This window comes from Synechococcales cyanobacterium CNB (assembly GCA_030263455.1).
Lineage (GTDB): Bacteria > Planctomycetota > Phycisphaerae > Phycisphaerales > UBA1924 > CAADGN01.
The window spans coordinates 401,565-419,171 of record SZOZ01000002.1; the positions used below are offsets into that span (position 1 = coordinate 401,565).

Consider the following 17,607-nt stretch of genomic DNA (forward strand, 5'->3'; position numbering starts at 1 on the left):
CTAACAAGGCGGTAACAAGGCGAGGGGTGGAGCCGCGCCGGTCGCCCGGGCGGGTGGACCCCGCAGCGTCCGGAAAGCCGTTTCCGAGCCAGTAAAGCGCCCGCCGCCGAACGCCCTGAAAAGGCCCGCCGTATATGCCTGTGCCGCGAAGAGTGATGGCGCGCCCCCGGGCTCGCCGCCCGACGTGCCGGTGACAGTCCGGGGCGCGGCTCGGTGGCCCGTTCGAGCTCGGCTCGGGCCTCAAAGGGAAGTTCTCTCCGCCCCCGCCGACGTCCAGCAACGAAGTTCCACGAACCTCGCGCTGGGCGTCGGCAGGCCGACGGCCCCACCAAGCAGACCGTCAGCACGCGCGACGCCCATCGCCAGCCCGAAGGAGGCTGACGGTGGCGGTAGACATCGAGTCGACGATCAAGGCGGCGGCGGCCAAGGCGGCGGAGCAGGCCGTCGCCGCGATCCTGCGCCGGGGCCTGCCCGCGCAGGAGTACATGGACACCCGGCAGGCGGCGGCGTACCTGGGCCTGAGCACGCAGCGCCTGGAGATCTGGCGATGCCGCGGCGGCGGCCCGGTCTATCACAAGATGGACAACGCCGTGCGCTACAAGCGCTCGGAGCTTGACGACTTCATGGCCGGGCTCCGGGTGGCGAACACCGCGGAAGCCGCCCAGCGGAAGGGTGGTGCGCGGTGACCAACGAGAATCCGGCGGACGGCGCAGAGGCGCGCCGGGATGGGGAAGGCGAGGCCCCGGAGGCAGCGACAGGAATCGCGAACCAGCAGACCGCGCGCCGGGCGGCGGCCGACTACCGCGTGATGATGAAGTGGAAGCCGTTCCCGCTGCCGCCGCTGACCAAGCGGGCGCGGAAGGGTTGGCCTGAGCAAGCCGAACGCCCCATGGCGCAGCTGCAGGACGAGTTCGTCCCCGGCTGCAATCTGGGCATCGCGCTTGGCGAGACGTCCGGCGGCCTGTCGGACGTCGACTGCGACTGGCCCGAGGCCGCGGCGCTCGCGCCGCACCTGTTCCCCGACTTCCCTCGCTTCGGGCGCGAGGGCAGGCCCCCGGGGCACTACCTCGCCACCTGCCCCGACGCCGGGCGAATCGAGAAGTTCTGCCTAAAGAAGGAGGCCGCCGCGGCGCTCGGGCTCTCCGGTGACGACCGCGCGATGGTCGCCGAGCTGCGAGGCTCGGGCCACTACACCGTCTTTCCGCCCTCGGTCCACGACGACGGGCAGAAGGTCGTGTGGGCGGAGGACGGCACGCGGGCGCTCCCGATCCGCCGGTGGGCGGAGCTGGCCCGCGAGGTGGGCCGGATGGCGGCGCTGGCCGTGGTCCTGCGCGCCTACCCACGCGTGAGCGGGAGCCGGGACGACGTGTGCATGGCCCTGACCGGCGCGCTGATCGACGCTGGCATCGCCGACGATGACGTAGACCGGCTCGTCCGGCTGGTCGCCAAGCTGGCCGACGACGAGGAGCACGCCAGACGCGGAGGGAAGGCGTCGGCCACGCGCGCCAAGAAGGAGGCGGGCGAGCCGTGTACCGGGCTGCCCAAGCTCTGCGAGATGCTGGGCATCGCCGGGGCCGAGGCCACGCTGCGCCGCTGGCTGCACGGCGAGGACGCGGCGAAGCCCGACGCCGTCCCCGAGGGCGGAATCCTGATGGTCGGCGGGCGACTGAACGGCATCCTCGACCGGGCCGAGGAGACGCTGCTGGAGCGAGGCACGCCCATCTACCAGCGCGGCCCGGAGCTGGTGCGCCCCGCGCGGCTGGACCGCAGCGAGGTGGACGGCGGGGTGCGGCGCGACGCGGGATCGGTCGTGCTGCTGCCTATCCGCCCGCACTGGCTGGTGCAGGCGATGGCCGAGGCCGCGCCGTGGTACGCGATGAGCCTAAAGGGGCCGGTGCCCGCCGACCCGCACCTGAACTACGCCCAGCACCTTATGGCGCGGGCCGGAAGCTGGCGGTTCCCGGTGCTGCGCGGCGTCGTGACCGCGCCGACGCTGCGGGCCGACGGCAGCATCCTGCAGACGCCCGGGTACGACGCGGCATCGCAGCTGATCTACGACCCGGCGGGGGCGGACTTCCCCCCGGTGCCGGAGTCGCCGACGCATGAGGAGGCCGCGGCGGCGCTCAGGATGCTGGGCGAGCCGTTCGCGGAGTTCCCCTACGTGTCCGAGGAGGCTCGGTCGGTGGTCTACGCGGCGGTGCTGACCGGGCTGGTGCGGCGGACGATGCGCTCCGCGCCGCTGTTCGCCATCGACGCCCCGACCCCGGGCACGGGCAAGTCGCTCATCGCCGAGGCCGCCAGCATCATCATCACCGGCCACCGGGCCGCGATGTTCAACATGGGCAAGAACGAGGAGGAGTTCGCCAAGCAGCTGAGCGTCGTGCTCCGGGCGGGCGACGCGCTGGTGGTCTTCGACAACCAGACCCGGCCCATCGAGGGCGACTTCCTCTGCTCGGCGCTGTCGCAGGAGATGGTGCAGGCCCGCATCCTCGGAAAGTCCGAGCGCATGGTCCTCCCGAGCAACACGCTGATCGTCGCCACCGGCAACAACATCCAGCTCGCGGGCGACGTCTCGCGCCGCGCGGTGGTGTGCCGCATCGACGCGAAGGTCGAGCGGCCCGACCAGCGCCAGTTCAGCTTCGACCCGCTCGACCTCGCCCGGCGGAACCGGGCGGCGCTGGTCGTCGCCGGACTGACGGTGCTGCGCGGGTACATCGCCGCGGGTCGCCCCTGCCCGCTCCCCAAGATGGGCTCGTTCGAGGACTTCAACCTCGTGCGCGAGGCGCTGGTGTGGCTGGGGTGCGCGGACCCCGAGAAGACCCGCGCGTCCGTCTTCGAGAGCGACCCCGTCCGCGACACCATCGCCGAGCTGCTCCGCGAGTGGCGGGAGGCCGTCGGAACTGAGCCCGTGACGATGAACAGCCTGCACCAGCGCTGGCTGAGCGACCAGGCGAAGTACGCCCCGCTGATCGCGCTCCTGAACGACCTGACCAACCGGCCCCTGTTCAACGCGCGGAGCGCGGGGCGGAAGCTCCTGACGATCAAGGACCGGGTCGTCGGCGGACTGGTGCTGCGGAAGGGCGACGACGCCAGAGGCGGGGCGTACTGGCGGGTCGCCGATGCCCGGTCCGAAAAGGCTGCGGGAGCCGGGCAGGCTGGACTGCTGCCCGGGGGCGGCGGCGGGGTGGCCTGAGCCCGCTTCGGGTTTGACGGGTTTAGCGGGTTTGTCTAGGCCCCGGCTCGGAGGGGGAGAAAGCGCCACACAATAGTGGGTTGTGATTTTTGTCCCAGCCGAGTTAGAGCAAACCCGACAAACCCGTCAAACCCGAAGCAGCCACGTGGTGCTCACCGGGTTGACCCGTCCTCACGGGTCCGAAACACGCTCTCGTGGACCCGCGCGATCAAGTGAGTCTGATGGAGAGAGTGGACGTCTTGGACCTGCACGGACCAGTGCATGAGCAGCGGCGGCAAGAACAGAGGACGGGCCCCCACACCCCCTCTCCGCTCTCCGCTCCTCCTCCCCTCCCTCCCATCGGAGGAGGTCTCGGCGCTGTCGCCCCCTGGGCACTCGCCCCCGCGACCGCGACGCCGCGCCCGCGGCCTTGTTACCGCCTTGCTGGTCGGGCGTCATTGTCCGAAAGCCACGGCAAAGCGGCCCTCGCAGCGTGCAGCACAGGTCCGAGGCGGTTGCCCCTGCCGTTCCACAATCGGCGGCTCCCGCGGTGAGGCCCGCCCGCCGGGTCCGGCACAGCGGCGATGCGCGAGGTGCGCGGTGCGGTGGACGTGCGCGAGTCGCTGAATGTGGTGAAGCCGGTGGAGCAGGTGAAGCGAGTGAAGGCGGTGAATCAGTTGAGTTTTGATGCATTTCGGACCGGGGGTGCCCTCCGCCCCGCGGCAGCCGCGCAGAGCGACACCGCAGCCCGGCGGCTGTCACGAAGACTCCGCAGACATACCCCTCGCGCACCCGCGAGGTCTCACGAAGTCTCTGCCGAGCCCCGCGTCCCGCGCCCGCAGATTCCGCGACCCGCCGGGACGCGCCGGACGAATCATTCTTCAAGAATGGCCACCAGCACCTACGAGCAGCACCCCCGGGCCAAGCCGCCCATCGACGCGGAGCGCCGCGCGACGTACCTCCGCGTCCTCTCGGAGACCGGCTCGCACGTCGAGGCCGCGCGCTGCGCCACGCCCCACGGCACGAGCGCCACCAAGCCGGGCTACACCGCGTTCATGCGCCTGCGCCGGACCGACCCCGAGTTCGCGCAGGCCTGCGAGGACGCCCGGGCCGTCGCCCTCGCCGCGATCGAGAGCGAGATCAAGCGCCGCGCCTTCAACCCGCCGCAGCGCCCCGTGTTCGACGACGGGCGCGTCGTCGGGTGGGTCGAGGACCGGCGCTCCTCCGACAACCTCCTGCTCCGGCTCGCCGAGCGCATCGAGCCCGAGTGGGCGCAGCGGCGCAGCCACGAGGTCTCCGGGCGCATCGACCACACGCACGCCGCGGCGGCGCACCCCTTCGCCTTCGTGCTCACCCCGGAGAACATCGCGCTCCTGCCCGCCGACCGCCGCGACGCGCTCGTGGACATCCTCAGCGAGCTGGCCGACGCAGTCGAGGCGCGAGACGCGGGCGAGCGCCCGGCCCTCGCGTCGCTGCCCCCGGCGCGCGTGCTCCCACCCGCGGAGGCCACCCTTGGGCACTGACGCCAGCGACATCCGCCGACTGATCTCCGTCGTCCGCGACCCCGGCGGCGGCGTGCGCATCCTGGGCAACGGGCTGCTCGCCCCGCCCGTTCTGCCGCTGGACGCCTGGCTCGCGAAGTACGGCGGGCCGCGGGCGCACCTCCCCGCGTCGCCGGACCTCTCGCCGCTGCACGAGGTGGGCGACCGCGCCCCGCGCGTCTCGCGCGGCTGACTCTCTCACGAAGAGTCTTTCTTGCAGACCCGTTTGTCGGCACCCTCGCCCTGACGAAGAGATTCTCTGTTCGGCGAGCCCGCAACGGCGCAGGCTCTCCCCGCAGAGGCGCGGGGTCCGGCGCGTGCTCGCCCGAAGACGAGGAACGAGCACCATGCCCGAGACCGCGCCCCAGACCACCGACAACAGGCCCAACCCCCTCGCCGGGTTCTCCGGCGGCATCCCAGCTAGCGAGGCCGAGGTCGAGCAGATCGCGAGGAAGGCGGGCGAGCTCGCGGCGGCCTTCGAGGCCAGCGTCGCCAACCTGTCCGCCGCCGTCGACGCCGCGCGGGAGAAGTTCCGCCAGCGGCACGAGGCGCTGATCCCGCGCGACCAGCCGCGCTCGCAGGTCGCGGGCATCGTCGGCTACGTGCGCGACGCCGTGGACCGGGAGGTGCGAGAGTACCGCGACTCGCTCGTCCGCGAGACCGAGGCCGCGCGGCTCGACCAGCTGCGCCAGCTCGACGCGGCCCGGGCCAAGCTCGCGTCGCTCCTGGCCGTGCACCCCACGCCGGTGGCGATGCTCTCGGCGCAGGGGCTCGGCTCCGAGGAGCGGAGCCGCTACCACCAGCAGATCGGGCACGCGGGCACGGCCGAGCTGGCCAACCTCGCCCGCCTCGCCGTCGCCACGGGCAACAAGGTGCTCGGGGCCGCGGTGCTCGCCCGGCTGGACACGCTGCCCAAGGAGCAGCGGCCGTTCTCGGCGCACCACCTCGCCGACGCCCTCGTGGGCCAGCAGCACGCGGCCATCGACGCGGCGCACAAGGCCGTGGACGCCGCGTTCCAGCGCGCCATCAACAGGAACCGCGAGCTGGCCACCGGCCGCATGACGCCCACCGGCAAGATCGCCGCCGGGCTCTCCGCCCTCTCGGCCGAGAAGGCCGCCGCCCGAGCCACGCCCGCCCCCGGGCCGAAGTTCAAAGGAGTCTGAACCCATGCCGACCTTCCTCATCCGCGCCGTCAGCCCCTCCGACCGCAACAGCAGCGAGCGGAACGCCGTCATTGTCACCGCGCCCAGCGAGGGCGAGGCCCGAGACCTCGCCGCGGCCAACGCGCCCGACGGCGAGACCAAGGTCCGCCCGGGCTGGGTCGCCACTCGCATCGCCGACTCCGAGGAGAGCACCGTGCTCTGGGTGCAGGGCAACGTCGTCCTTCCGGGCGACGACGGACGAACCGTGTACCGGGGGACGTGACCGATGCGCACCACCGCCGCAGACTTCGCCGAGTCCGCCGTCGCGCTGTGCATCGGAGAGCGGAACCTGCGCGCGATGGAGGAGTGCTGCCGGATGGACCGGACGCTGGGCCTCGCGCGGATCGACGTCGGGCACATCGCCGAGGTCGTGCGCCGCACGCCCGGCTCGCGGCTCGCCGTCGTCGCCGCGGCCTTCGGCGTCCTGCCCCTCCGCGGCGAGCGCCGGGGCTGGGTCGACGTCGGCGGGGAGCGCGGCGGCGCGGGCGTCGTCCCCTCGGGAGACGACGAGGCCGCGTGCGCCTTCGCCCTCTGGCGGGCGCTGGGCGGCAGGGTCACGCGCCCGCTGCACGTCCCGCCGACGCCCACCGACCCCGCGCGCGACGTGCCCGTCGGCGGCCCCCGTGCCCCGGCGGACTAGACAGCCCACTTCCACGCCCGGGCTCGTAGCCCGGGCAGCGGCCCGCCCGCGTCGTACCGGGCGGGCCGCATTCCGATAGCCGAAGCCGTCCCCCGCGTCCGCCGCAACAGAACGTGTCGGCCGGGGGCGGCGCTCAAGACGCACGCGCTTCGCGCCGATGATCTCGGACGATGCGCAACGCTCTCAGAAGGAACATCGTGCCCCAGCCGGGCACCGTGCAGGCTCGCGTGCTCGCGGCCCTGCTCACCGGCGAGACCGAGGTCTCCGCCCTGTGCTCCGCGACCGGCCTCCGCGACAAGCAGGTGCGAGGTGCGATCGACGCGCTCCGCGCTCGCGGGTGGGACATCGCGCCACTGGGCGACTGCAACTTCCGCCTGAACGTGCAGAGCAAGGCCGCCTAGCGACCCCGGCGCTTCGGCCCGGGCTGCGCCGCCGCCCTGACCGGCTCGGCCTCCGACGCGGGGACCACGACCACCATGCCGTCGCGGTCGGGCCCCGCCGCGTGCCACGTCTCGCCTCCGTCGGCCATGTAGACGACGTAGCCGTTCGCGTGCGCCAGCAGGCGCAGGGCGTCGGCCACGTCGCGCGGCGTCCACTGGAACTCGGACCCGATCTCGGCCGCCGTCATGCCCCCGCCCATCAGCCGCGCGAGCAGGCGGCCCCTCTTGGACCCCGGCCGCGGCGGGCGCAGCTCCCCAGTGGGCTGGTGGGACGTCCGCCGGGCGGCCCGAGGAGCCCGGCTAGGACGGCCCTCTCGGGCTTGGACGGTCTTGCCTGGGCCGGGCGCGGGGCACGGGGCGGGCTCGCGGCTCTCGGCCTCCTCCAGGGCCGCGAAGACCCGCCGCAGGGCCGTCTCGCGGTCCGGGAACTTCCGCACCGGGCGGGCCGGGGACAGGCTGTTGTAAAAAGCGGCCAGCCCCGACAGGGGCAGCTTCACGATCTGGGAGCGGTCGTGCGGCATCGTCGGACTCCTTCGCTCGGCCGCGGGCCAATCCCCGCGGCGTCGAGAGAGCCATCGCGCACGTCGGCGGTGCAGACAACCTGTGACGAAAGGAAACGCGCCCGGCGGCTTTCACCGGCGGGCGCAGAGACGGTTCAGGCGATGCTGTAAATGTTGCAACGACGCAGATAGATCTGGTCGTCGAGAGTCAATCCGTGACCGGCGAGGCCGAGCAGTTCGTTGTCGATCCGTCCCACGAGGTGCGGTTCGTCGATCGCGGTGAGCTGAACCCAGAAGCGCTCACGGCCGTCGCTGACCTTCACGATTGAGCCGATCGCGAGCCTGTTCAACTCTTCCTTGCTTGGCACCTTGAATGTCGCGGGATGGATCTTCGCCATTGCCTCTGCGTCCACAAGGGCCATACGTCCCACTTTCACGGAATCACGATTCATTTGATGGCCTTCCGGCTCAGCCGGGCGTGCGCAGCACACCGCGCACGCGGCAACGTGCCGCGCTCGTGGTCACTGGTCGGTTGTTTCAGAACCGAATCGCTCCCCGCGAACCTTCGCCCGCGGGAGCGGGCTTGGTCAGAACGGCGTTGCGTTGGCGGGCTTCTTCCGCGCTGCTTCAAGGCGGTCGAGGAACTCGATCAGCGCCGGATCGGCGGGGGTGTCGCCCGGGACATCGGTGCTGTCGTAAATGCGGAAGCTGGGTCGCTGGCGGCCGGTCGTCGGATCGGTGCTGCCCGCCCGCGCCAGCATCGGTGGCAGAGCGGTCAACGGGACGAACGCTGTCCAGTCCGCGCTCTTGCTCACGAGCGCCACGAACTTAGCCGGGTGCGGCAGCGCCCCGAACTCCGCCAGTGAGGGCTTGGTGACGCTGACGCCGCCGAACTGGGTGTCACTGATGCAGCAGAGAATCGCCGCGCCGTCAGTAGCCTTTTCGACCACAGTGTGCCAACCGAACTTTCCGATCTTCCTGTATTGCTGTTCCATGAATGAACTCCATCGAGCCTCGCCCCGCCGCACCGCTCGGTGCAGTCGCGTGGGCGACACGATGGATGTACATCACCGAAGCCGCGACAGCCGCCGCCTCGGCACCGATGGCATGTGGTGTCAGGTCTTGGCGATTGTCGACAGGTTCTCGGGCTCAGTGCCGCGGCCAGAACAGCTTCGCCTCGTCCTGCTGGTCGATGTACGGCCTGCCGCCGTTGCCGTTGTCGGCGTACCGGCCTAGGAGCTGGTCGGCGTCGAACCGGAAAAGGCGGATCTGACGCCCCGGCTGGTCCGGTCTCACCGGCCCGCCCAGCGTGCGGTCGTAGAGCTCGCAGGCGAGTCGGCCGTTGAAGATGAACTCCGCCCCGAACCTGTCGCGGCGGGGGCTCTGCCCCATCAGGTCGGCCAGCTCGGGGATGGACATGGGCCGCGTCCGCTCGTGCCCCTCCGGGATCGGCCGCAGGCTCGCCTCGATGGAGCCGTCCACCACGTGCATCCGGTGCAGCGCGCCGCCCGGCTGGCCCTCGCGGTGCAGCATGGCGTCGAGAGCGCCCGGCCTAGAAATGGCTCGGAGGAGGGCATCCAGATCCATCGGTTGCCTATCGACCAACCGACCCATCGTGTTCCGCTAAGATCACGGCCCGTGCTCCCGGCCCGTACCCGAACATGCCCGCACACCAACGCCAATCCCGGCTCGGCCCTCCTCGACGTCTCCCATTCGAGTCGAAGGGCTTTGCCGACCTCACACACTACCTGTTCCGATATCCTGCGAAGTTCCATCCGCCAGTAGCTCGGGCGCTGTTGGATCGGTTCTCTACCGAGGGGGAAACTGTGCTGGACCCCTTCTGTGGCAGCGGGACGTTGCTCGTCGAAGCGTCAGCGATGGGAAGGCACTCCATTGGTATCGACGTCGATCCGCTAGCGGTATTCGTGTCTCGCGCCAAAACGACTTGCTGGCCCCCGGACGCACTTGAGCAAGTGGCCGCCCGGCTGCTGCGGCGGCTCGCCCCGCTTCGACGGTCGAGCAACGAGTACGACCGGCGTATGTTCCAAGATGTGCCGAAGAACCGGTATTCGGAGGTTGTCGCGAATGACAATCTGTGGGTTCCAGCGCTTGCCGATCCGTTCCATTGGTTCAGGCGGTATGTGCTGATCGATCTCGCGAGGATTCGAAAGGCGATCCTCGCTCCCGCGACACCCCCGCGTTACCGGGACTTCTTCTTGTTGTGCTTCGCCTCCATAATCAGAGCCGCTTCAAACGCCGACCCGGTCCCAGTCTCCGGGTTAGAAGTCACTTCGCATATGCGAAAGAAGGATGCGGAGGGGCGTCGCATTGATCCCTTCGAGTTGTTCGAGCGAGCGATTACAAAGGCTCTTCGCGCCACATCCGAGTTTGCCACGACACGGGTGGTAGGCGTGACGAACGAAGTCCGCCGCGGCGACTCGACCAACCTCAGCTACAGCGTTCGTCGCTCTGTAGATTGTCTGATTACGTCACCACCCTACCACGGTGCCGTGGACTACTACCGTCGACACATGCTGGAAATGTACTGGCTTGGCATGACCCGAAGCCAAGACGACCGGCTCACACTCCTTCCGCAGTACATCGGCCGCGCGCGTGTCCCACGGGTGCATCCGTTTCTGTCGGTCACACCTGCCACCAAACGGGTCATGGCGTGGGAGCAGCGGATGCGGAAAGTCGAGCCGGAGCGAGCCGACGCTTTCCGGCACTACACGGTTGCGATGCAGAAGTTCTTCGATGGGGCAGCGAAAGTGCTGCCAGAGGGCCGCGATGCAGTGCTCGTCGTAGGCCGCAGCACCTGGAACGGTTTGGAAATCCCCACAAGCCAGCTGTTCACGGAACTTGCCCATGGGCAGTTCAAGCTGGTCGAACATTCATGGTACCCTATCAAGAACCGATACATGTCCTATGAACGGCGGAACGGAGCAGACATCAATCGGGAGCACGTCTTGGTCTACCGGCGGAGGAAGTAATGGCGAAAGCAGCAGCAGGACACCCTACGCCCGCAGCGAAGGCCGCGACACTCATCGCCGACGACGTACGCGGACTGGAGGCGCAAGCGCAGGCTCGGAGGTCAACTGTCGAGCTCTCGAATGAGCTCGTAGGACTACTCTCGACTCAGCTGTATCGCACACCGATCAAGGCCATCGAAGAACTTGTCGTCAACTCCTACGACGCGGACGCCAATCAGTGCCGCCTCGCCGTTCCAACCCCGGAGGAGGTAGCTCGCGACGCGAAGGCTGCCTTCGTTGCGGTCTGGGACAACGGGCGGGGAATGGACGCCGACGGGCTGGTATCCCTCTGGTGCATCGGCGGAAGTCACAAGCGCACCGTTGATTACCAGAAGTATCTCAGCCGCAAGCAGATCGGCAAGTTCGGGATCGGCAAGCTCGCCACATACGCCATCGCTCGCCGAGTCACATACATTTCGAGCGTCGGCGGGAAGGTCCACGGCGTCACCGTCAACTACGAAGACTTCGCAACGTCCGCCCCCGGGCAAACCAAACCAGTGCCTGTGCAGATTGTGTCAGTAGCGGATTGGAAGAAGTTCCGGCAGACCGAGAGATTCGGCGAAGTGCTCATGGCGCTCAAGCTGGACGCGGCAGCACTCGACTGCACGCCGTGGACGCTCGCAATCCTCGAAGACCTCAAGCCGAAGGCGCAGGAAATCAGGATCGGACGTCTTGGCTGGGTCTTGCGTTCAGCGATGCCACTCGTGCCCGGATTCACATTATCACTGAACGGTGATGCGGTCACGAGTTCCAAGCAGGATTTCAAGCAGGTGGTCGAGCTCGATGTGGTCGACCTGTCCAAGGAGCGGATCGACAACCTCCGAAAGGAAACCGGCGAGCAGTGGGAAGTAAAGGACGGCGCTCTGGTCTGCAGCAGGCTCCCCGGCGGGGTAACAGGCAAGGCAGTGGTTTATGACAGGTCGCTCCTTGGAGGCAAGAGCGATGACATTGGACGCAGCCACGGGTTCTTCGTCCGCGTGCGCGGGCGACTGCTCAATGAGGACGACCCACTGTTTGGGTTAGAACCTCTGTCGTTCTTGACATTCAATCGGTTTCGCGCAGACTTGACGGCCGACGATCTTGACAGCGTTATGCTGTCGTCGCGAGAGGAAGTCGAGAGCTCTCCAACCAAGGCAGTACTCGAAAGTCTTCTGCGGTCCTTATTCAATGAGGCGCGACAGCGTCACGAAGATTTGCAGAACAGCCTCTTCGATAAGGAGAAAACCAAGAAAGAGGACGAGCGTCAGTTTGTAGCTCCACGACTCGTCGAGCGCCCCTTGGCGGACGTGTTGGCCTCGGACGCGACCCGCGGTGCCGGAGCCGATGCCGACCAGCATTGGTTCTACCTCAAGACGAATGGCAGTACTGATCTCAAGAAAGTCCTTGAGCGGTTGTATGCTGAGGGACGCGAGAAGTACCACTACAAGTACGAGAAAACAGGGCGAACCGGACGCATGGTGCAGTTCGATCCGGGATCGTCAACTTTTACCCTGAATGAGGAGCACGATTTTGTTCGGGCGTACAAAGACGAGCCCGCGACGCAGCGACTGCTGCACGATGTCATCACCGCGGAAACGCTGCTGGAGGTGTATCTCCGAGAGAGTGGAGTCTATCCAGAGCTCGTCGGCGAGGTACTTGAGCGGCGCGACTTGCTGCTCCGGGGGCTGACGCAGGATCATCTATTCTCGTTTCCGGCGATCGCCGCTACACTGCGTGATGCCGCCGCGAACCAGTACGATCTAGAGATCGCGCTCGTTCGGGCGGCCCGTTCGCTGGGGTTTGTGGCCAAGCACATTTCGGGAGCCGGACAACCAGATGGGGTTGCCCGGCTGATCAGCCATCCTGAAGGCGAGAGCCGAATCACCTTGGAAGCAAAGTCGTCGGCTGGTACGCCGACCCTGAACGCAATCGACTTCGCGGGCCTCGCTCGGCACGCGCGGGATCACGAGTGCAAGGGTTGTCTGCTCGTGGCACCATCCTTCCCTGGCGAAACCAAAGGCGTCGACGCCGCGGCGGCCGATGATGCGAAGGCACAGAGAATCTCGTGTTGGACCATTGACACCCTCGCCCGACTGGTCGAGTGCGCCGATACTCGGCACATCAACGCGCGACAAGTGCTTGACATCGTGTCCAAGCACTTCGCGCCCGACGACGTAACAGCGGCGGTTAACAAACTCTTGTCTGACCCCGCGTGGTCTCAGTCATCTCTTCACATTGAGATACTGGCCGCTCTGCGGCGGTTGCAGAATCGTTTGCCGGACCGACCTCGCTCCGTCGAAATGATCGCGACGGAAGTGTCCGCCCAGGAGGGATTTGCACAGGTCAACGCGGAGGATGTGAGGACCGCGCTCCTTCAAATGTCAGGTGCCAGCAAGGGTGGCGTAATCCTCACGGGAACCGGAGAGACGGTCGTAGTCAACATCGCCCTCGACGAACTTGCCAATCGATTGACAGGAGCACTCGGGCCGATGATGCCGACCCCGCGGGGACGAGGTGGGTTCCTCGCCACAAATACCGGGGAAGAAACCGGGGTATAAGCCCCATACGCAAACGCTCCGGGCGCGATTCGAACGCGCGACCTTCGGTTTCAGCCGTTCCGGCGGTCTCCCCGCCGGGCCGGACCATCTCACCACCCTGCCCGTCCGCCTGCGCGGGTCGGGGGTCGGGTGCCGGGCGCTTCCGGGCCGCCAAGGGCACGGCTCGGTGCGGGGGTATCGCCGGGGCGGCTCACCCGCTGGTCTCTACACCTTCCGTCGGCAGGAGGCTCGCGCCTCCGCCCCGCCGACGGCTCGGCTCGGGATTGCCCCCGCGGCCCGTGCCGCGGTCGGGTTCCCCCGAGTTCACCCGGTTTGCACCGGCCCCTCCCGAGGCCGGGTCCCAGTTCCCTAGGAAACCGATGCTCTATCCAGCTGAGCTACCGGAGCTCTTGTCAGGGGAGTTTACGCCCCCGACGCCCGGCTCGCTCGGCCGTGCTCGTCCACCCCTGCCTTGGCCCGCAGGAACTTGGCCACCTTCTCCACGCACCCCCGCAGGTGCTCGTCGCCCGGGCGCTGGTAGCCCTCGGTGACGTCGTCGCTCGGCAGCGTGTGGTTGACGAGGATCTTGCGCTCGAACATCCCGACGCCCGCCTCCAGGCAGGCGGTGACGAACGTGTCGCGCAGCCGGTGCGGCGAGGGCAGGTACCCCTTCTTCACGGGCCGCCCGTCCACCCGCAGCACCCGCCCGTCCGGCCCCTTCGCGTATCGCTGCTCCTTGGCCTCGGCCACCGGCACGACGTTGCCCTCGCGGTCGCGCGTCGGGAACACCCAGCCGCCGTCGTCGCCGAAGCGCACCGAGTTGTCCATCTTGCGCCGGGCGAGCATCGCCAGCAGGAACCGGCAGAGCGGCACCGTGAACGCGCGGTCTTCGCCGCCCTTTGGCTTGGGCCGGTGCACGGTCCCGCGGTCGAAGTCCACGTGCTCCCAGCGGACGGTGCGGGCGTCGGCGCTGCGCAGCCCGGTGAACAGCAGGAACAGGTTCAGGTCGCGGCGCACCGGATTCTCGATCGCGTGCACCTTCTCCCACCACCCGGGCAGCTCGCCCCACGGGATCGGCGAGCGCTTGCGCCGCTGCTTGTTGAACGTGACGCCCTCCACTGGGTGCGGCGGGAGCTCGGCGTAGAGCTTCCTCGCGCTGTTCCAGCAGGCCCGCATCATGCGCAGCGCGCGGTTCGCCGACACTGGCCCGTGGTCGGTCGTGATCTTCCGGTGGCGCTCCACGCAGTCCTTGCGGGTGATGGTGACGAGCGGCCGCGGCAGCCAGTCGTCCAGGTACCGCCGGATCTCCGAGCGGATCTGGCCCATTGACAGTTCCGCGCAGTCCTTCGCGCGCATGTTGGCGACGTGCTCCTCCACCGCCTGCGCCAGCGTGTACGACAGCCACTCCTCGCGGCGGCGCTCCTCGGCCCGCTCCCGCTCCCGGGCGTTGGGGTCCACGCCCCGGTCCATCTCGACGACCAGCTCCCGCGCCCGCTTCCTCGCCTGCTCGGCGGTCCACGTCGGGTAGCGCCCGATCGTGACCCGCACCGACCGCCCGGCGACGTCCTTCTGCACGACGAAGGTGCGGGTGCGGGCACCGACGACCAGCCCGAAGCCGGGCAGGTCCGTGTCCCAGTAGATGCGCTGCGTGACGGGCCTCCCGCTGGCCGTGACCTCGCCCGCGGGCGGCGGGCAGCTGCGCTCGATGGCGCTCCCGGTGAGCTTGACCTTCATGGCGACCGACCTCCTGTTCTAACAAGGCAGTAACAAGGTCGGCCCGTAAAAGAGGTCGCTACAGGCGTAAAGCGCAAACCCCGGAAAACACGGCGTTTGCCGCCCCTGTAAAAGGGCGCGGGGTCCGCCGAAAGCCGGTGCTGTGCGTTTAGGAAACGACTGCTCTATCCTGCTGAGCTACCCGAGCACGGGGAGAGTTTATGCGCTCGGGCAGTGCGGCGGTTCAGTCTTCGGGGAGCGCGCAGGAGCCGCCGTGCTTGAGGTGGTAGTCCTGGTGGTCGTCCTCCGCCTCCCAGAACTTCGTGGCGGGCACGATCTGCGTGACGATGCGGCGGTCGCGGTACTTGTCGGTCCGCTGGAGGGCTTCGACGAAGGCGCGGGCCTCGGCGAGCTGGCGCTCGTCCGCCGCGAAGATCGCGGAGCGATACTGCGTGCCGACGTCGGGGCCTTGGCGGTTGAGCGTGGTGGGGTTGTGGAACTTGAAGAACCACCCGAGGAGGTCGCGGTAGGCGACGCGGGCGGGATCGAAGACGACGCGGACGGATTCGGCGTGGCCGGTGTTGCCCGTGCAGACTTGTTTGTAGGTGGGGTTGTCGACGTGGCCGCCTTGGTAGCCGCTGACCGCGTCGATGACGCCGGGAATCTGCTGGAAGCGGTCCTCAACCCCCCAGAAGCAACCGCCGGCGAAGTAGGCGGTCTCGGTGGGGACGGGGCGCGCGGCGGGGGGGAGTTCGTCGCCCTTCTCGTGGAACTCGAGCGACGCGGAGTTGAGGCAGAAGCGCAGGCCCGTGGGTGTCTGCGGGGCATCGTCGAAGACGTGGCCGAGGTGGCCTCCGCAGCGCGCGCAGAGAATCTCAACGCGGACCATGCCGTGCGAGGCATCGCGCTCGGTGGCGACGTGGTCCGGATCGACGGGCTTGAAGAAGGACGGCCAGCCGGTGCCGCTGTTGAACTTCGCATCGGAGGCGAAGAGCGGGAGCGAACAGAGCCGGCAGAGATACACGCCTTCCTTCTTGTTGTCGAGGAGGTTCCCGCAGAAGGCCGGCTCGGTGCCCTTGCGGAGGATGATGCGCGCCTCTTCGGGCGTGAGCCGCGCCGCAAGCTCCCTGATGCGATCCGGCGTGAGCGGCGTGATATCGTGCGCGCTCTTTGAATAGCGCGGCGTGCGATCGGTGTTCATGCGGATGGCCTTGAAGTCCGGCTCGTCGTGCCGCGGCGCGGGGGGACGGGCGACGATGAGCAGCACGGGCGCGGCAGCGACAACGGCCAGGAGGAATGCGAGGTTGAGTGTTCGCACGTGGTCGCCTCCTGCCTGAGTGAACAAGGAAGGGCGAGAGGGAGCCTGCAACGCCCCGACCCGGGAAGGGTACGACGCGCTCGGAGAGGGGGCCCGGAAGACCCCCGCCCCGGGAAAGCGTAGGCGGCGGCGCGGGGCTCGCGCCCGTCAGGCCGCGTTGTACTGGCGACGCAGGGCGAGGTCAAGGTCGAACTCGGTGGCGTGGCCGGGGAAGAAGTTGTCCGCGGCGACGTCCTGGCCCTCGGCGACGGCGACGTAGAGGTCGGGTCGATCGCGGAGGTTGATGCGCTCGCCCGGCTCGTCGTCGTCGAAGTGCGTGGTGGGGTCGCCGATGGTCTGGACGACGGGCCGGCACGGGTCCAGGTGGGTCCACTCGGCGACGACGCAACGCGTCCCGTCGTTGAGCGTCACGAGCGTGCCCGGGGCATACGGCGGCACCACCGCGATGAGGGCCTGGCGCACGACGGGGTCGATCCAGCGGGAACGCGGCGGCGCGAGCATCAGATTCAGCGCACGCACCATGGGGATCGTCGGCACTGGATTGAGTTCCGCACGCGGGGCGTGCATCGGGTTGCGCGTGCGGTCGAAGAGATCGGCGGCGGCGAGGATGCGCGCAAAGACGTGGATGTCGTGACCGGCGACGCGGGTCTCGCGCCCGTCGAACGTGGCCCGGTCGGGGAAGCCCGTACCATCGAATCGCTGGTGGTGGTGGAGAACGGCGGCGGCGGCGGACGGCTCTATCTCTCCCTGGACCATACGGAAGCCGACATGGACGTGCTCCTGCCAGGCGGGGTCGGACTCGTCCTGCGTGCGGTTCCAGCGGTCGAGCGTGTCGTCGTCGAGCCTGAGCATGCCGATGTCGTGCAGAAGACCGGCCAGCCCGAGGCTGGAGACGTCGCGGGCGAGAACGGCGTCGATGCGCGATCGCTCGCGCATGAGATAGGACTCGAGTTTGATGCCCATGAGCAGCGCGAGGAGACAGACGTTCCCCGCGTGGCGGATGGGAGGGGGGCCGGCAGAGCCGAGTTCGTGCATGAAGAGCCGCGCACGCGGGCTTTCGAGCAGGCGCTCGAGCAGGGCCTGCACCGCGCGCCGATAGGCGGGGTATTCGAGCCGCGCGTGCTTGTGCTCGCGCGCGGCCTCGAAAACGGGGGCGACCGCTGTCGTCACCTCGTGCCCCGCTTGGATCAGCATGGGGCTGACGTGCTCGGCGAGGAAGTCGAGGTTCGGGTACGTGATCCAGATCTCGCGGAGGTGGAGCTCGCGCAGACGCTCGATGACGTGCGACTCGAGAACGACGCCCGCGCGCAGCAGCGCGCTCTCCTGGCGCTTGGGGTGGTAGACGGGCAGGGCGAGTTCCATACCCGGCCTGGCGAGTGCGATGGGGACTCTCAGCATGCGCGTGCCGCTCCGTTCAGAGCATCGGTTGTCGGGCGGGGCACGGCGAGCGGGATTCCGGGACCGTGAGGGGAATCCGGGTCTTCGCGGGGTCGCGAGCGGGAGCGTTTGCCCGGGGTCGCGCGCGACGCGGTTATT

The 17,607-nt window shown here is 68.7% G+C and carries 17 protein-coding genes; 10 read left to right on the plus strand and 7 right to left on the minus strand.

The window, feature by feature from the left end; genetic code table 11:
* The first annotated feature begins 485 nt into the window (after window positions 1–485).
* The 8 genes from FBT69_03305 (at window position 486) to FBT69_03340 (ending at window position 6,956) form a co-directional block, all read left to right on the plus strand.
* Window positions 486–686 carry a helix-turn-helix domain-containing protein gene (locus FBT69_03305; protein MDL1903825.1) on the plus strand — a complete coding sequence of 67 codons (201 nt, stop codon included), beginning with the start codon at window positions 486–488 and terminating at the stop codon, window positions 684–686.
* Window positions 683–3,193, plus strand: coding sequence for a bifunctional DNA primase/polymerase (locus tag FBT69_03310; protein MDL1903826.1), 2,511 nt, complete (start codon window positions 683–685; stop codon window positions 3,191–3,193). The genes FBT69_03305 and FBT69_03310 overlap by 4 nt, the downstream gene beginning before the upstream one ends.
* An 866-nt stretch (window positions 3,194–4,059) precedes the next feature.
* Window positions 4,060–4,695 carry a hypothetical protein gene (locus FBT69_03315; protein MDL1903827.1) on the plus strand — a complete coding sequence of 212 codons (636 nt, stop codon included), beginning with the start codon at window positions 4,060–4,062 and terminating at the stop codon, window positions 4,693–4,695.
* Window positions 4,685–4,906 (plus strand): hypothetical protein, encoded by a 222-nt coding sequence (locus tag FBT69_03320; protein MDL1903828.1) that lies wholly within the window; start codon window positions 4,685–4,687, stop codon window positions 4,904–4,906. Before FBT69_03315 ends, FBT69_03320 begins: the two co-directional genes overlap by 11 nt.
* A gap of 154 nt (window positions 4,907–5,060) precedes the next feature.
* A complete protein-coding gene (locus tag FBT69_03325) occupies window positions 5,061–5,876 on the plus strand; it encodes a hypothetical protein (protein MDL1903829.1) in 816 nt (271 codons plus the stop codon).
* 4 nt (window positions 5,877–5,880) lie between these two features.
* Window positions 5,881–6,138, plus strand: coding sequence for a hypothetical protein (locus FBT69_03330; protein ID MDL1903830.1), 258 nt, complete (start codon window positions 5,881–5,883; stop codon window positions 6,136–6,138).
* Window positions 6,139–6,141: 3 nt separating this feature from the next.
* Entirely contained in the window at window positions 6,142–6,555 is a 414-nt protein-coding gene (locus tag FBT69_03335) for a hypothetical protein (GenBank protein MDL1903831.1), read from the plus strand.
* Window positions 6,556–6,725: 170 nt separating this feature from the next.
* Window positions 6,726–6,956, plus strand: a complete 231-nt coding sequence (locus FBT69_03340; protein MDL1903832.1) for a hypothetical protein — start codon at window positions 6,726–6,728, stop codon at window positions 6,954–6,956.
* On the opposite strand, the gene FBT69_03345 is transcribed toward FBT69_03340, so the two are convergent.
* The 4 genes from FBT69_03345 to FBT69_03360 form a co-directional block, all read right to left on the minus strand.
* Complete coding sequence (locus tag FBT69_03345; protein MDL1903833.1) at window positions 6,953–7,183, minus strand: hypothetical protein; 231 nt, start codon at window positions 7,181–7,183, stop codon at window positions 6,953–6,955. The two genes, FBT69_03340 and FBT69_03345, sit on opposite strands and share 4 nt — an antisense overlap.
* 467 nt (window positions 7,184–7,650) lie before the next feature.
* A complete protein-coding gene (locus tag FBT69_03350; protein MDL1903834.1) occupies window positions 7,651–7,932 on the minus strand; it encodes a hypothetical protein in 282 nt (93 codons plus the stop codon).
* Between the two features lie 150 nt (window positions 7,933–8,082).
* Window positions 8,083–8,490, minus strand: coding sequence for a hypothetical protein (locus FBT69_03355; GenBank protein ID MDL1903835.1), 408 nt, complete (start codon window positions 8,488–8,490; stop codon window positions 8,083–8,085).
* A 154-nt stretch (window positions 8,491–8,644) separates the two neighbouring features.
* Window positions 8,645–9,082, minus strand: a complete 438-nt coding sequence (locus FBT69_03360) for a hypothetical protein (protein MDL1903836.1) — start codon at window positions 9,080–9,082, stop codon at window positions 8,645–8,647.
* Window positions 9,083–9,156: 74 nt separating this feature from the next.
* On the opposite strand from FBT69_03360, the gene FBT69_03365 reads away from it, so the two are divergent.
* Window positions 9,157–10,485, plus strand: coding sequence for a site-specific DNA-methyltransferase (locus FBT69_03365; GenBank protein MDL1903837.1), 1,329 nt, complete (start codon window positions 9,157–9,159; stop codon window positions 10,483–10,485).
* Window positions 10,485–13,061 (plus strand): hypothetical protein, encoded by a 2,577-nt coding sequence (locus tag FBT69_03370; GenBank protein MDL1903838.1) that lies wholly within the window; start codon window positions 10,485–10,487, stop codon window positions 13,059–13,061. The genes FBT69_03365 and FBT69_03370 overlap by 1 nt, the downstream gene beginning before the upstream one ends.
* A gap of 402 nt (window positions 13,062–13,463) precedes the next feature.
* On the opposite strand, the gene FBT69_03375 is transcribed toward FBT69_03370, so the two are convergent.
* The 3 genes from FBT69_03375 to FBT69_03385 form a co-directional block, all read right to left on the minus strand.
* A complete protein-coding gene (locus FBT69_03375) occupies window positions 13,464–14,774 on the minus strand; it encodes a DUF4102 domain-containing protein (GenBank protein ID MDL1903839.1) in 1,311 nt (436 codons plus the stop codon).
* A gap of 223 nt (window positions 14,775–14,997) precedes the next feature.
* A complete protein-coding gene (locus tag FBT69_03380) occupies window positions 14,998–15,954 on the minus strand; it encodes a bifunctional methionine sulfoxide reductase B/A protein (GenBank protein MDL1903840.1) in 957 nt (318 codons plus the stop codon).
* A gap of 264 nt (window positions 15,955–16,218) precedes the next feature.
* Window positions 16,219–17,469, minus strand: coding sequence for an HD domain-containing protein (locus FBT69_03385; GenBank protein MDL1903841.1), 1,251 nt, complete (start codon window positions 17,467–17,469; stop codon window positions 16,219–16,221).
* Between the last annotated feature and the right edge of the window lie 138 nt (window positions 17,470–17,607).